Below are 15,148 nucleotides of genomic sequence, written 5' to 3' on the forward strand. Positions count from 1 at the left end.
AACCCCTGTCTCGATGACATTTCGGGGTCACCCCGAAATGTCCGCCGGGGGGAGGGCCGGGATGTGGGCACGGTGTCCGGTCCGTGGACACCCCGGTAGAGTTGCGCCGATCCGTCCAGCCCCGTCCGACCCGGAGTAGCAGCGTGCCCATCGTCGTCCAGAAGTACGGCGGCTCCTCGCTCGCCGACGCCGAGAGCATCAAGCGCGTCGCCAAGCGCATCTCGGAGACCCGGAAGGCCGGCAACGACGTCGTCGTCGCGGTCTCGGCCATGGGGGACACCACCGACGAGCTGCTCGACCTCGCCCAGGAGGTCAGCCCGCTGCCGCCGCCGCGCGAGCTCGACATGCTCATGACCGCCGGCGAGCGGATCAGCATGGCCCTCGTCGCCATGGCCATCACCGACCTCGGCCACAGCGCCCGCAGCTTCACCGGCAGCCAGGCCGGCGTCATCACCGACAGCGTGCACGGCAGGGCGAAGATCATCGACGTCACGCCGGGGCGCATCACCGAGGCTCTCGGCAAGGGCCACGTCGTCATCGTCGCGGGGTTCCAGGGCGTCAGCCAGGACACCAAGGAGATCACCACCCTCGGCCGCGGCGGCACCGACACCACCGCCGTCGCCCTGGCCGCCGCGCTCGGCGCCGAGGTGTGCGAGATCTACACCGACGTCGACGGCGTCTTCACCGCCGACCCGCGCATCGTCCCCAGCGCCCGCAAGATCGACCGCATCTCGGCCGAGGAGATGCTCGAGCTCGCGGCCTGCGGCTCCAAGGTGCTCCACCTGCGCAGCGTCGAGTACGCCCGGCGCTTCGACATCCCGATCCACGTCCGGTCCTCGTTCTCGCAGAAGACCGGCACCACCGTCACGGACCAGCCCGCCCCCGAAGGAGTGCCCGTGGAAGCCCCGATCATCGCCGGTGTCGCCCACGACCGCAGCGAGGCCAAGATCACCGTCGTCGGCGTCCCGGACCGCACCGGCATGGCCGCGAAGATCTTCGAGGCCGTCGCCGCCGCCGAGATCAACATCGACATGATCGTCCAGAACGTGTCCGCCACCGAGACCGGACTCACCGACATCTCCTTCACCCTGCCCAAGAGCGACGGCCCCACCGCGGTGCAGACGCTCACGAAGATCCAGGGCGAGGTCGGCTTCGCCCAGGTCCAGTACGACGACCAGGTCGGCAAGCTGAGCCTCGTCGGCGCCGGCATGCGCTCCAACCCCGGCGTCAGTGCGACCTTCTTCAGCGCCCTCGCGGCCGCCGGGGTGAACATCGAGATGATCTCGACCTCGGAGATCCGCATCTCCGTCGTCACCCGCGACGAGGTCCTCGACGACGCCGTCCGTGCGGTCCACACCGCCTTCGGCCTGGACTCCACCGAGGGCGAGGCCGTCGTCTACGGGGGCACCGGGCGCTGAGATGAGCACCGCCCCGGCGTTCGGCCGGCGACCCACGCTGGGGGTCGTCGGGGCCACCGGGGCCGTCGGGCGCGTCGTGCTCCAGGTGCTGCCCATGCGCCGCCAGCACTGGGGCGCGGTCCGGGTGGCCGCGGGCGCCGAGGACGTCGGCAGCACGGTCCGGGTCGGCGACGAGCACCTCACCGTCGAGGCCGTGGACGCCGCCTTCTTCGACGACCTCGACATCGCGATCTTCGACATCCCGCCCGGCATCGCCCGCGAGTGGGTCGAGCTCGCCGCGTCTCGGGGCGTCGTCTGCATCGACAACAGCACGGTCTTCCGCACCGAGGAGGACGTCCCGCTCGTCGTCCCGGAGGTCAACAGCCACCAGGTGCGCGACCGGCCGCGCGGCATCATCGCCAACCCCGGGGCGACGGTGATGACGATGATCGACGTCCTGGCCGTCCTTCACGGCGGCTGGGAGCTGACCGAGCTCGTCGTCACCACCTTCCAGGCCGCCTCCGGGCTCGGCCGGGCCGGCATGAGCCGGCTGCACGACGAGCTCGACGTCGTCCACGGCGACCGCGAGCTCGGCACCCGGCCGGGCGACGTGCGCCGGCTCGTCGAGCACGAGCTGGGGGAGGAGTCGCCGTTCCCGGCGCCTTTGGCGCTCAACCTCATCCCCTTCGTCGGGCACCACGCCGGCGACGGCTGGACCTCCGAGGAGCGCAAGGTCCGCGACGAGACGCGCAAGATCCTCGACCTGCCGGAGCTGCCCGTGGCGACGACGTGCGTCCGGGTCCCGGTGGTGTCCTCGCACTCGGTGACCGTGCACGCGACGTTCGCCCGGCGGATCAAGCCGTCGGCAGCCCGCCAGGCCCTCGTCGAGGCGCCGGCCGTCGTCGTCCTCGACGACCCGGACCAGCCGGACTTCCCGACCCCCAACGACGTCGTCGGCGCCGACCCCCGGTTCGCCGGCCGGATCCGGCAGCTCGAGGGCCACCCGAACACCCTCGACCTGTTCATCTGCGGCGACAACCTGCGCAAGGGCGCCGCGCTCAACATGGTGCAGACCGCCGAGCTCGTCGCCGCCGACCTCTGAGCGCGCGGCAGTGCCCGTTCTGTGAGTTCCGCGATGGGTGGGGCCTTCGTCGACGGACATGTCGAGGTGTTCGACACATTCCAAGAACGTGTTAGTTTTGATCGATATTCTTAACACGAATCGTGAACGTGTCGAAGGAGCGAACAGATGCCGTGGAGCCCCGACGTTCCGTACAACGCTCTGCCGGCCCTCCCGCCGCACGGTATCGAGCTCGAGACCAAGCCAGTGCTGAAGGCCACGATCCAGGCACGGACTGCTTTGGCCACGCTGGCGCAGGCCGGCCGGTTGCTGCCGAACCCCAACATCCTCATCCACGCGGTTCCGCTGCTCGAGGCCCAGGCGAGCTCCGAGATCGAGAACATCGTGACCACGGCCGACGAGCTCTTCAAGCACGCGGAGTCTGGTGGCGGCGACCACGCGACAAAGGAAGCGCTGCGTTATCGATCGGCGCTGTTCACGGGAGTTGAAGCCATCAAGCACCGTCCACTGACGGCGACGACCGCGGGCGAGATCTGCTCCACGCTGCACGCCCGAGAGATGGCGGTCCGGGCATTGCCGGGCACCCGCATCGCGAACCCGACGACTCGGGAGGTCATCTACGCCCCGCCGGAAGGAGCGGACGTCATCCGCGACAAACTCGCGGCCTGGGAGCGCTTCGTCCACGCCGAGGACGACCTCGACCCCCTCGTTCGAATGGCCGTCGCGCACTACCAGTTCGAGGCGATCCACCCTTTCCACGACGGAAACGGCCGGACCGGGCGCGTCATCAACATCCTCATGCTCATCGAGGCCGGCCTGCTGAACGACCCGATCCTCTACCTCTCCCGCGCGATCATCGCTCGGAAGAACGACTACTACCGCTTGTTGCGGGCAGTCACGGCCGAGCAGGCATGGACGGAATGGGTCCTGTACATGCTCGACGTGGTGCGGGACTCCGCCGAGTCCACCACGCGCAAGATCAGCAACATTCGGTCCTGCCAGGACGACATCGCTGAGCGGGCCCGGTTGGCCACCCCTGGCGGTCGGGACGCGCAGTTCCTCGCCGTGCTGTTCGAGCAGCCGTACTGCCGGATCACCACGGTTGCCAGGAGATGCGACGTCTCTCGTCAGACGGCGTCAACCTGGTTGCACGCACTCGTCGAGGCGGGGCTGCTCAGCGACGTCAAGGTCGGTCGAGAGCTACTGTTCGTCAACCACGACTTCCTCAATGTCCTGACCCGCCCCGAGTAGAAGGCTCGCTCGTAGCGGCCGGCCCGGAGAGACGAGGTCTGCCGGCAGCGTCGGTCCACCGCATTACCGAGTTGCGCATCCCCTTGGGCCGGGCGAGGTCGAACCCGCACCGCCCGTACATCGTCGTCGTCGCGTTGAAGAGGGACGAGGACGAGGCCTTCTTCTGCGGCGGCGGGGAATGCGGGTACCCCTCGACGGCGCCCCCCGCCCGCCGCGGGAACGAGGTCGGCGGCGCCGCGCAGCGGGATCTAGGTCAGGCCCTAGCGGTGGTACCGCTCGTCGACGAGCGACCCGCCCCCGCGTCTCACCGCGTGTCGGCGGGCTTTGTGGAACTCACGAAGTGGCCGCCCTGGCGCTGTCGCCTCCGCCTCCTTTCCACCTGGCTCGGGCTGGCCGCGTGGTTCACGTGGTCCGGGCGGATGGTTGACCGGACGATCGTCGTCACTAGGGAGGGGCTGACAGAGCGGTGGGCGGGTGTGGAGCAGTCGGTTCGGTGGGACGACGTCACCTGAGTGGTGGCGGCACGCGAGGGGGTAGACGTCGCGGCCGACCGGTGTCGGTGCGCCGGTTCGTCCCCGGCGCCGCGCACAGCGGCCGTTGACAGTCGCTCGTCCAGCATCGTGACCGGCGTCACGGCCGGGCCACCGGGCTTGCCATGATGGTCGGCGACACCCTGTCCGCTCACGAAGGAGCACCTCCCATGACCGTCCGGACCGTCGCCATGCTCACCGCCGGTGGCCTGGCCCCGTGCCTGTCCTCGGCCGTCGGCGGCCTCATCGAGCGGTACACCGAGGTCGCGCCCGACGTGCGGATCATCGCCTACGTGGGTGGCTACGCCGGGCTGCTCAAGGGCGAGTACGTCGAGGTGACGCCCGAGGTCCGCGAGCAGGCGCACCTCCTGCACCGCTTCGGCGGCAGCCCCATCGGCAACAGCCGGGTCAAGCTCACCAACGTCGCCGACTGCGTGCGGCGCGGCCTGGTCCAGGAGGGTCAGGACCCGCTGCACGTCGCGGCCGAGCAGCTGACCACCGACGGGGTCGACGTCCTGCACACCATCGGCGGCGACGACACGAACACGACGGCCGCCGACCTCGCCGCCTACCTGCACGACAACGACTACGAGCTGACCGTCGTCGGGCTGCCGAAGACCATCGACAACGACGTCGTCCCGATCCGCCAGAGCCTCGGCGCCTGGACCGCCGCCGAGCAGGGCAGCCGCTTCGCGCAGAACATCGTCGCCGAGCACTCCAGCAACCCGAGGATGCTCGTCGTCCACGAGGTCATGGGCCGGCACTGCGGCTGGCTGACCGCCGCCACCGCCGCCGAGTACCACCGCTGGGTCGGCGAGCAGGAGTACGTCCCGGCCATCGGCAACGACCCGCGGGCCTGGGACGTCCACGCCGTCTTCGTCCCCGAGCGACCCATCGACATCGCGGGCGAGGGCGAGCGCCTCAAGGCCGTCATGGACGAGGTCGGCTGCGTGAACATCTTCCTGTCCGAGGGCGCCGGCGTCGCCGAGGTCGTCGCCGAGCTGGAGGCCGCCGGTCAGGACGTGCCCAAGGACCCGTTCGGTCACGTCCAGCTGGACAAGGTCAACCCCGGCGCCTGGTTCGCCAAGCAGTTCGCCGAGGTCCTCGGCGCCGAGAAGACGATGGTGCAGAAGTCCGGGTACTTCTCGCGCAGCGCCCCGGCGAACGAGGCCGACCTCGACCTCATCAAGCAGTGCACCGACCTCGCCGTCGACGCCGCCCTGCGCGGCGAGGCCGGGGTCGTCGGGCACGACGAGGAGCGCGGTGACGAGCTGCGGCCCATCGAGTTCCCGCGGATCAAGGGCGGCAAGGCGTTCGACCCCTCCACGTCGTGGTTCACCGAGCTCCTGGAGTCCATCGGCCAGGCATGATCGGGGCATGATCGCGCCGCCGACGACCCCGGGCCCGTGAGGGAGACCACCGGCCTCGTCGACGCCTGGTGGGTCGCCGTCGTCGTCTACGCGCTGCTGCTCGTCGGGCAGCGGCTCTACCGGGCCCGGTCGTGGCGGCCGCCGGAGTGGCCGGACGCCGACTACGGCTGGAAGGTGACCCACCTGTTCTGGGTGCCGTTCCACGTCCTCGACGTCGTCTTCGGGGTGCCGCTGGTCTTCGCGGTGTTCATCGCCTTCTTCGCGATCTGACCCGCGCCGCCGCGGCGGTCGCCGAGCGGGCAGGATGGCACGGTGCTCGACGACCTCTTCCTGCGCGCCGACGAGCGCGGCAACCCCGACACCCGGGTCGACGCCCGGCACCCGCAGGGCGAGGCGTGGAGCACCGGGAACAGCGTGCGCCCGATCGTCCACGGCGCGCCGTACTTCGCCGAGCTCCACGAGCGGGTGGGCCGGATGGGACGCGGCGACCTGCTGCTGTTCGCCGACTGGCGCGGCGACCCCGACGAGCAGCTGACCGACGACGCGCGCGCCACCCTGTCGGCGACGCTCACCGCCGCCGCCCGGCGCGGGGTCACCGTCCGCGGCCTGCTGTGGCGCTCGCACTGGCGGCACTTCGGCTTCCACTCCGAGAAGTCACGGCTGCTCGGCATCGAGATCGACCGGGCCGGGGGCCAGTGCCTGCGCGACATGCGGGTGGCGCCCGGCGGCTCGCACCACCAGAAGTTCGTCGTCCTGCGGCACGGCGAGGACGCGACGCAGGACATCGCGTTCGTCGGGGGCATCGACCTGTGCCACAGCCGCCGCGACACCATCGCCCACGACGGGGACCCGCAGCCCATCGCCATGCCGAGCGTCTTCGGCCCGCGGCCGGCCTGGCACGACGTGCACTGCGCGGTGCAGGGCCCGGCCGTCCACGACGTCGAGACGACCTTCCGCGAGCGGTGGGAGGACACGACGCCGCTGACCCTCAACCCCGGGCGCTTCGTCTCCAGCCTCGTCCGGCGCGAGGACCTCGAGCCCACCCCGCTGCCCGAGCAGGCGCCGCCGCCGCCGTCCCCCGAGGGCGCCCGCGAGGCCGTCCAGGTGCTGCGGACCTACCCCGACCTGCTGACCAAGGGCTTCGACTTCGCCCCCGACGGCGAGCAGAGCGTGGCCCGGGCCAACGGCAAGGTCGTGCGGACCGCGCGCCGCCTCGTCTACCTCGAGGACCAGTACCTGTGGTCCGAGGAGGTCGGCCGGCACTTCGGCCGGGCGCTGCGGGACAACCCGGAGCTGCGGATGATCGCCGTCATCCCCATCGCCCCGGACATGGACGGCTCCCTGACCCTGGCCGCGCAGCTCTACGGGCGCCGGCTCGCGATGGACCTGCTGCTCGAGGCCGGTCGCGACCGGGTCGCGCTGTACGGGCTCACCAGCCCGGCCGGGTACCCGGTGTACGTGCACTCCAAGGTCTGCGTCGTCGACGGGCGCTGGGCGAGCATCGGGTCCGACAACTTCAACCGCCGCTCCTGGACCAACGACTCCGAGCTCTCGCTCGCGGTGCAGGACGAGCGGGTCGCGGCGGGGGAGCCCGCGGGCCACGACTCCTTCCCGCTGCGGCTGCGCCGGCAGCTGGTCGGCGAGCACGTCGGGCTCGACCCGGACGAGGTGCCCGACGACCCGGACGAGCTGTGGGACCTCATGGCCGCCTCCGCGGACGCCCTCGACGCGTACTACGGTGACGCCGGTCCGCCGCGCGGGCGGGTGCACGTGCCCCGGCCGAAGGGCCCGCGCCGGGGGACGGCGGTGCGCTGGCGCCGCCGGGGCCGCCCGGCCACCGGGGGCAGCGGGCAGGTCCGCCCGCCGGGGCGCCTGCGCCGGATCGGGCCGCCGGAGCTCACCCGCGCCCAGCTGCTCGTCGCGCCCCGCGTCTACGACCTCATCGACCCCAACGGCGTCGTCGGGAAGGGCACCGGGCTGCCCGAGGCCTGACCCGCCGCGTCCCGCACGCTCGCGCGCGCACGCCCGGCCCCCGCTTGACCAGCGGTTTCGCGGGGTCGCGAACTTCCCATTTCGCCGACCGCGGGTTACCGTCGAGGAGCGATCGGGTTTGCAGGGGCCCGGGCTTCGCCGGCGTCCCCTGCGCGCGCGCAGAGGGAGGACGGACATGTCCGTCGTCGAGCACCACGGGCCGGCCGTCCGCCGCGACGCCGACGCGCGCCCGTGGCTTCCCGCGGTCGAGACGCCCACGCCGGGTCCGCCGCAGTCCCCCGGGGGACCCCGTGACCCCCGCCGTCCCGGCGGGTACGTCGTCGACCTCGCGGTGCTCCTCCCGCTGCTGGTCGTCACCGGGGTCGTCACGGCCCTCGCCGCCGGACCTGCTGACCGCCTCCTTGTCGTCGGGCTCGCCGTGCTCGACGCCGCCCTGCTGTGGCTGCTCGCGCAGCGGGTGCCGTTGCCCCGGTGGGTCGCTGCGCTCGCGGTGCTGCTGGCCGGCCTCGCGCCCGCGGCGGTCGAGGCGCACCGCACGGTGACCCCCGCCGGGCTCGCCCTGCCGCTCGTGCTGGGCGGTCTCGTGCTCGGCCTCGGCGGACGCCGGCGCTCGATGGAGGCCGCGGCGCTCTGCCTGGCGGCGGCCTGCCTGCTCACCCCCGCGGCCATGCTCGTCCTGCCCGCGCTCGTCATGTTCCTGTGGCGGGACCGGGTCCGGCAGCACGCCGGCGCCATCGACGCCCTGGACGCCCTGCTCGCCCTCGCGGTCGTCGCCGTGGCCCTCGCGGTCGCCGTCTACCGCGGGGAGACCCTGACCCTCGCGCCCTGGTCCGGGTGGCAGGACCCGAGCATCTCCTCGCTCGTCGTGCCGGCCACGGTCCTCCTCGCCACCGTCCTCGGCCTGCTCGTCTACCGGCTGCGGCCGCACTCGGTGGCCGCCGCCGGCCTGCTCCTCGGCGTGCTGCTCGTCGGCGGGGGGAACGCGACCCCGGTCACGCTGCTCGTCCCGCTCGCCGCCCTGCTCGTCGCCGGGGCCGTCTACGCCGTCGCCCGCTACCGTCCGACGCGCCTCGCGGGTCGCGACGTCCGGCGGGCGGGCGCCGTCGTCGGTGTCCTCGCCGCCGGGGTCGTCGTCGGCCTCGTGGCGCCCACGTGGGCCGGCGCCCTGAGCGGGCTCGTCGGTCCGGGGCGCGCCGGACCGGCCGCCGCACGACCGGCGGCCCCCGACGCGCCGGCCCCCGACGCGCCGGGTCCCGAGGCGCCGGGTCCGAGCGCCGCGGCCCCGAGCCCGTCCGCCGACGGCGCCGTCCCGGACCGGCCGCCGCGTGGCGACCGGGCCGCCGTGGAGGCCGGCCGCGCCGTGGCCGGCAACCCCGCCCTCGACCTCGCGCCCGACGCCCGTCGCGACCTCGTCCGCGGGCGGGTCGACCCGCGGCTGTCGACGCTGCTCGCGCTGATGGCCCTCGACCACCGCCTGGCGGTCGGCGACTTCGTCACGGCGCAGGGCGCCGACCCGGCCGCCCCGTTGACCGGCGTGCGCCTCGTGCGCGTCGACGGCGGTCCGCCGGTCGAGGACGCCTCCGCCGTCCGCACCCTCCTCGACGAGCTCGCGGCCCAGCGCGAGGACTACCACCCCGAGGCGTACTTCGACGCCGACGCCGCGGGCAACCCGTGGCTGCTGCTCGTCCTCGGCGACGGCGCCCCGTGACCTCCCACCCCGGCGGACGCGGGCGACCGCGCCGGCCGGCTCCCGAAAGGACCACTGCCATGGCACGCACCACCCCGGGGACGCTGCGGCGCCTCCTCGCCGCCGTGGCGGCGGCCACCGGAGCCCTCGGCCTCGTCGCGGTCGGCGCCGGACCCGCGGGCGCCGCCGCCCCGGCCGTCCCCGCAGCGAAGACGACCGCGTGGGTGCGGGCCGCGCACCTCGTCCCGGGCGTGGGGACGATGACGATCCGCCTCGTCCCCTTCTCCGGCTCCTCGACCTCGGACATCCCCACCGAGGGCGTGCCCGAGGCCCAGGCCGACGGCACGACGCGGGTGCTGGAGCGCGCAGTCGGCTACGGCGGCATCGGTGACTACCGCCAGGTGCCCTCCGGCCTCTACGCCGTCACCATCCGGCCGGCCGGCTCGGGCACCGACGGGCCGCCGGTGCTCACCGGGACCTTCGACGCCCGCCCCGGGCGGGCGGTCACCCTGGCCGCGCTCGGCGGGTCGAAGAAGGACCCGCGGGTGGAGGCCATCTCCGACCGGCTGTCCCCGCCGCCCGCCGGCACCGCGAGCATCCGGCTGCTGCCGGCCGTCCCCGACGCCTCGACCCTCACGGTCCGGGCGCAGGACGGCCCGACGATCGCGACGGACGCGCCCTACGGACGGCCCACCCCCTACCGGTCGGTGAAGGCCGGGTCCTGGACCCTCGACGTGACGACGGGCGGCGGGGGCGACCCGGTGTCGGCGTCGGTCGACGTGCCCGCCGGCGGCGTCTTCACCGTCTTCGTCCTCGCCGACGGCCAGGGCGGCGTGGTCCTCAAGCCCGTGGCCGACGCCCAGGGCGCCGGGACGATGCCCGTGTCCGGGGTGCAGACCGGCCTCGGGGGGCTCGCGACCCGACCGGCGGACCCGGTGCTGCTCGGCGGCCTCGGCACGGCCGGGGCCGGCCTCGTCGTCCTCGCCTGGCTGGCCCGCCGGCAGCGCGTGGCGGTGCGGCCGCTCCGGTGAGACCCGTCCTCGTCCGCGCGCTCGCCGCGGGCGCCGGGCTCGCGGTGGTCGGCGGACTCGGTGTCGCCGCGGTCGCCGCGACGCACCCCGCCCCCGCCCGGCTCGCCGCCGACCCCGCACCGTCGGCCGCGCCGTCGATCGCGCCGTCGGGGGCCACCCCGCCGGCCTCGCCGACCCCGACGTCCACCGGCTTCGCGACGCTGCCGCCCGACCAGTGGCCGACCCCGGACGTCCCGGACTCCGTCGCCGTCCGCCGGTCCGGGCGCACCGGCGCCACCTCCGGGGCGGAGAGCCCGGCCCGCGTGCGGCCGGTCGAGGTGCGGATCCCGGCCATCGGCGTCGACTCGCGTCTCGTCGACCTCGGCATCGCCGCCGACGGGACGATGGAGGTGCCGGTCGACCCGGACCGGGCCGGCTGGCTCACCACCGCGCCGGCCCCGGGGCAGCTCGGACCGGCCGTCATCGCAGGCCACGTCGACACCCGCGAGGGGCCCGCGGTCTTCGCCCGCCTCCACGAGCTCGGGCCCGGCGACCGGATCGAGGTCGTCCGGCAGGACGGCGAGGTCGTCCGCTTCACGGTCCGCTCGCTGCGCAGCGTCCCGAAGGACCGCTTCCCCACCGACCTCGTCTACGGCCCGGCCGTCGGCCCGGAGCTGCGGCTCATCACGTGCAGCGGCACCGTCGACCCGGTGAGCGGCCACTACCGCGACAACACGGTGGTCTTCGCCTCCTGAGGGCCGCCCGGCGTGCGCCGTCGGAGCACCGACCCCGGTGTGGGACCCTGGATGGCCGCTGGACCCGTCCGTCCCGCCATCCCCGCCCCGCCGTCAAGGAGATCCGCGCGTGCCCGACGCCCCCGCCACGGACTTCCGCCCGGTCATCCTCGGCGGCGACATCACGGCGTACACGCTGATCCGGACCTTTCACGCGGCCTACGGCGTCCGTCCGATCGTCGTCAACATGAGCACGAGCGGGCCGGTCGGGCTGTCCACCTTGTGCGACCACGTGTACGTCGAGGACTTCGAGAAGGCCGAGGTCTTCGCCGCCGCCCTGGAGCGGGTCGGCCGCGAGCACGCGGGTCCCGGCCGCCCCGAGCTGCTCCTCGTCGCGACCGGCGACTGGTACGTCGAGATGGTCGTCGAGCGCAAGGACCACCTCGCGCAGTGGTTCACCATCCCGTACATCGACATCGACCTGCTGCGCCGCATCGTGCGCAAGGACGAGTTCTACGCGATCCTCGACGAGGTCGGCGTGCCCCACCCGCGGACCGTGGTCGTCGACATGGCCGCCGACCACGGGGAGGAGCACGACCTGCCGTTCGGGTACCCGGTCGTGGCCAAGCCCTCGGACAGCTCCGAGTACCACTACGCGCCGTTCGAGGGGAACGACAAGGTCTTCATCTGCCAGGACGAGGCCGAGCTCGCCACCGTCCTGCGCCGGGTCCGCGCGAGCCCGTACGACGGGACCTTCCTCCTGCAGGAGTTCGTCCCCGGCGACGACACGAACATGCGCGTCCTCACCTGCTACTCCGACCAGCAGGGCCGGGTGCGCTTCGGCTCCCTCGGCCACGTCCTGCTCGAGGAGCACCAGCCGCTGGCCATCGGCAACCCCTGCGTCATCATCACGACCGAGGCCGACGAGGTCATCGAGCAGGCGCGGACCTTCCTCGAGCACATCGGCTACGTCGGGTTCTCCAACTTCGACCTCAAGTACGACCGGCGCGACGGCACCTACAAGTTCTTCGAGATCAACGTCCGGCTCGGGCGCTCGAACTTCTACGTGACCGCCAACGGGTACAACGTCTCGGAGTGGTACGTGCGCGACTGGGTCTGCCACGAGCCGATGGAGGGGCTGACCATCGCCCGCGGCGAGCACCTCTTCGCCTTCGTCCCCAAGGCCGTCATCAGGCGCTACGTCCTCGACGAGGCGCTGCGGGACAAGGCGCTCGGCCTCATGCGGGCCGGCCGGGCGAGCGACCCCAACGTCTACGCCCCGGACCTCACGCTCAAGCGGCGGGCCTACAACGCGCTCTACCACCTCAACCAGGTGCGCAAGTTCCGGCGCTGGTTCGTGGACCGCCGATGACCGCCCCCGAGCCCCCCGAGGTGCCCGGGCCGCCGGGTGGCGTGCTCGGCGGCCTCGGCCCCGCCGCAGCCGTCTACTTCCTGCGCCGGGTCGTCGAGCTGACCGACGCCCGCCGCGACCAGGACCACGTCGACCTGCTCGTCTGGCAGTTCGGCTCGGTCCCGGACCGCACCGGCTTCCTCCAGGGCCGGGGCGAGAGCCCGGAGCCCGCCCTCGTCGCCAACGCCGTCGCCCTCGAGCGGGCCGGTGCCACCTTCATCTCCGTCCCGTGCAACACCGCGATCGTGTGGGTGGACGCGATCCGGGCCGCGGTCGGCATCGAGGTCCTCCACACGGTCGAGGAGACGATCGCCGCTGCGCAGGCCGCCGTGCCAGGGCTCACGAGCGTCGGGTTGCTCGCGACGGACGGCACCCTGGAGCAGGGCATCTACGCCCGGGCCGCCGAGGCCGCGGGGCTGACGCTGCTCGTGCCCGAGCCGGAGGTCCAGGAGCGCGTCATGGCCGTCATCTACGACGGCGTCAAGGCCGGCAACCCCGTCCCGCGCGATGAGTTCGACGCGCTCGTCGACCACCTCGCGGACCGCGGCGCCGAGGCCGTGCTGCTCGGCTGCACCGAGCTGTCCGTCCTCCTCGGCGACCTGGGGATCGAGGACCCGCGGCTCGTCGACTCCATCGACGCCGTCGCCCGGGCGACGGTCCTGCGCGGCGGCGGCACGCTGCGCGACCCGGCGTAGGCCGGCGCCGCACCCCGTCGCGGGCCGGTCGCCGCGGACGTCGGCGCCGGACGTCCAGGTCGGCCCGGTACCGTCCTCCGCATGGACGAGGCCCTCGCGACCCCGCCCCCGCCCCGCGCCCGCCGGCTGCTGCCGCTGGACCTCGCGCGCGGCTTCCTCATCGGCATGGCCGAGCTCGTCCCCGGGGTCTCCGGCGGGACGGTGGCGCTCGTCACCGGGGTCTACGAGCAGCTCATCGGCTCGGCGGCGCACGTCGTGGCGGCCGGTCGCCGGCTGGTCACCGGGCCGGACCGGGTCCGCGGGGCGGCCGCCGAGCTGCGGCGCACCGACTGGCGGCTCGTGGTCCCGGTGCTCCTCGGCATGGCCACCGCGGTCCTCACCGTCGCCGGCGTCATGCACGCCTTCGTCGAGGGCAGCCCCGAGCACGCGCGCGGCCTGTTCCTCGGGCTCGTCGCCGTAAGCGTGGTCGTCCCGCTGCGGATGCTGCCGGCCGCCCACCGTCCTGCGGCGCTCGACGCCGCGCTGCTCGTCGGCGCGGCGGTCCTGGCCTGGCTGCTCATCGGGTCCGCGGCCGGCGACCGCTCGCTCTCGGCGACCCCGCCGGTCGTCTTCGTCGCCGCGGCCGCCGCGGTCTGCGCCCTCGTCCTGCCCGGGGTGTCCGGCTCGTTCTTCCTCCTGGCGGTGGGCCTCTACGGCAGCACCCTCCAGGCGGTCGACGGCCGCGACCTCGGCTACCTCGCCGTCTTCGCCGCCGGCGCCGCCGTGGGGCTGGCCACGTTCGTCCCCGTGCTGCGGCGGCTGCTGCTGCGCCACCGCCGCACGACGCTGCTCGTCATGGCCGGGCTGATGATCGGCTCGCTGCGGGCGCTCTGGCCCTGGCAGGCCGGGGACGAGGACGGCCCCGGCAGCCTCGCCGCGCCCGCGCAACCCGTGACGGGGCCGGTCCTGCTCGCCCTGCTCGGGGCGGTGGTGGTCGGCGTCCTCGTCGTCGTCGAGGCCCGCCGCGACGCCCCCGCGCCCGAGGGCGGGTGACGCGGGTCAGGACCGGGCGGCGAGCGCGCGCAGGCGCTCGGCGACGGCCTCGGGACGGGTGTCGGTGACCCACCCACACACCTCGCGGTAGCGTCGGCGGATGGCCGAGGTGAGCGAGATCGACCCGTCCGTCCCCCCGAGCGGCACCGGCTGCGCCGAGTGCCTGGACGCCGGCGGCTGGTGGGTGCACCTGCGGCGCTGCGCGGCGTGCGGGCACGTCGGCTGCTGCGACTCCTCGCCGGGGCAGCACCGCAGCGCGCACTTCCGCGAGACCGGTCACCCGGTGATGACGAGCTTCGAGCCGGGGGAGTCCTGGTTCTACGACTTCCGCAGCGGCGAGTCGCTCGACGGGCCGTCGCTGGCGCCGCCGGAGAGCCGGCCCGAGGGCCAGCCGTCGCCCGGGCCGGCGGGTGCGGTCCCCACGGACTGGCTGCAGCGCATCCACCGCTGACCGACCCGCCGGGGTCGGCGGCGGTACGGGCGGACGACACGCTGCGGCGGCGGGTGCGCCGGCTCGGCCGGACACGCCGCGTCCCGGCCCTGCGTGTCGTCGGCTCGTGTGGGTCGTCAGCCCGGGCGGCGCACGCCGGCCCGTGCGGCGCACGCCGGGCGCGCCGCCGGACGGGTCGTCCTGGCTAGGGTGAGGCGGTGCCCGCACCCCGCCCGCAGCCCGCGTGGCTCGCGTCCTCGGTCCTGTACCAGATCTACCCGCAGTCCTTCGCGGACGGGAACGGCGACGGCATCGGCGACCTCGCGGGGGCGCTGGAGCGCCTCGACCACCTGGCCTGGCTCGGCGTGGACGCCGTGTGGTTCAGCCCGCTGTTCGCCTCGCCGTTCGCCGACGCCGGGTACGACGTCGCCGACTACCTCTCCGTCGCGCCCCGCTACGGCACGAACGAGGACCTCGTGGCCTTCGTCGACGCGGCCCGCAGCCGCGGCATCCGGGTGCTGCTCGACC

15 protein-coding genes are annotated in these 15,148 nt (G+C 74.0%); all 15 read left to right on the plus strand.

What is annotated here, in order from left to right; translation table 11 throughout:
- Nucleotides 1-143 precede the first annotated feature (143 nt).
- On the plus strand, nt 144-1,418 hold the full coding sequence (locus tag EPD83_RS07505; RefSeq protein WP_128366605.1) for an aspartate kinase: 1,275 nt from the start codon (nt 144-146) through the stop codon (nt 1,416-1,418).
- 1 nt (nt 1,419) lies between these two features.
- Entirely contained in the window at nt 1,420-2,499 is a 1,080-nt protein-coding gene (locus tag EPD83_RS07510; RefSeq protein ID WP_128366606.1) for an aspartate-semialdehyde dehydrogenase, read from the plus strand.
- A 147-nt stretch (nt 2,500-2,646) separates the two neighbouring features.
- Nucleotides 2,647-3,729 carry a Fic family protein gene (locus EPD83_RS07515; protein WP_128366234.1) on the plus strand — a complete coding sequence of 361 codons (1,083 nt, stop codon included), beginning with the start codon at nt 2,647-2,649 and terminating at the stop codon, nt 3,727-3,729.
- Between the two features lie 71 nt (nt 3,730-3,800).
- Nucleotides 3,801-4,241 (plus strand): hypothetical protein, encoded by a 441-nt coding sequence (locus EPD83_RS07520; protein ID WP_128366235.1) that lies wholly within the window; start codon nt 3,801-3,803, stop codon nt 4,239-4,241.
- A 188-nt stretch (nt 4,242-4,429) separates the two neighbouring features.
- On the plus strand, nt 4,430-5,629 hold the full coding sequence (locus EPD83_RS07525; protein WP_128366236.1) for a pyrophosphate--fructose-6-phosphate 1-phosphotransferase: 1,200 nt from the start codon (nt 4,430-4,432) through the stop codon (nt 5,627-5,629).
- Between the two features lie 36 nt (nt 5,630-5,665).
- The gene (locus tag EPD83_RS07530) at nt 5,666-5,899 is read left to right on the plus strand and encodes a hypothetical protein (RefSeq protein ID WP_128366237.1); all 234 of its coding nucleotides are present in this window, start codon (nt 5,666-5,668) and stop codon (nt 5,897-5,899) included.
- A gap of 42 nt (nt 5,900-5,941) precedes the next feature.
- The gene (locus tag EPD83_RS07535) at nt 5,942-7,621 is read left to right on the plus strand and encodes a phospholipase D family protein (protein ID WP_128366238.1); all 1,680 of its coding nucleotides are present in this window, start codon (nt 5,942-5,944) and stop codon (nt 7,619-7,621) included.
- Between the two features lie 175 nt (nt 7,622-7,796).
- On the plus strand, nt 7,797-9,329 hold the full coding sequence (locus tag EPD83_RS07540) for a hypothetical protein (protein WP_128366239.1): 1,533 nt from the start codon (nt 7,797-7,799) through the stop codon (nt 9,327-9,329).
- A gap of 59 nt (nt 9,330-9,388) precedes the next feature.
- Nucleotides 9,389-10,339: a DUF4397 domain-containing protein gene (locus tag EPD83_RS07545; RefSeq protein WP_128366240.1), complete on the plus strand. Its 951-nt coding sequence runs from the start codon at nt 9,389-9,391 to the stop codon at nt 10,337-10,339.
- On the plus strand, nt 10,336-11,073 hold the full coding sequence (locus EPD83_RS07550) for a class F sortase (RefSeq protein ID WP_128366241.1): 738 nt from the start codon (nt 10,336-10,338) through the stop codon (nt 11,071-11,073). Before EPD83_RS07545 ends, EPD83_RS07550 begins: the two co-directional genes overlap by 4 nt.
- Nucleotides 11,074-11,182: 109 nt before the next feature.
- On the plus strand, nt 11,183-12,424 hold the full coding sequence (locus tag EPD83_RS07555) for a carboxylate--amine ligase (protein ID WP_128367874.1): 1,242 nt from the start codon (nt 11,183-11,185) through the stop codon (nt 12,422-12,424).
- On the plus strand, nt 12,421-13,158 hold the full coding sequence (cuyB, locus tag EPD83_RS07560; RefSeq protein WP_235950400.1) for a cysteate racemase: 738 nt from the start codon (nt 12,421-12,423) through the stop codon (nt 13,156-13,158). Before EPD83_RS07555 ends, cuyB begins: the two co-directional genes overlap by 4 nt.
- An 81-nt stretch (nt 13,159-13,239) precedes the next feature.
- Nucleotides 13,240-14,190 carry a DUF368 domain-containing protein gene (locus tag EPD83_RS07565; RefSeq protein ID WP_165566414.1) on the plus strand — a complete coding sequence of 317 codons (951 nt, stop codon included), beginning with the start codon at nt 13,240-13,242 and terminating at the stop codon, nt 14,188-14,190.
- Nucleotides 14,191-14,290: 100 nt separating this feature from the next.
- Nucleotides 14,291-14,641, plus strand: coding sequence for a UBP-type zinc finger domain-containing protein (locus tag EPD83_RS07570; RefSeq protein WP_128368643.1), 351 nt, complete (start codon nt 14,291-14,293; stop codon nt 14,639-14,641).
- Nucleotides 14,642-14,838: 197 nt separating this feature from the next.
- Nucleotides 14,839-15,148, plus strand: a 310-nt coding sequence (locus tag EPD83_RS07575; RefSeq protein ID WP_268951196.1) for an alpha-amylase family glycosyl hydrolase, incomplete at its 3' end; no start/stop codon positions are given.

This window comes from Phycicoccus flavus (assembly GCF_004025965.2).
Taxonomy (GTDB): Bacteria; Actinomycetota; Actinomycetes; order Actinomycetales; family Dermatophilaceae; genus Phycicoccus; species Phycicoccus flavus.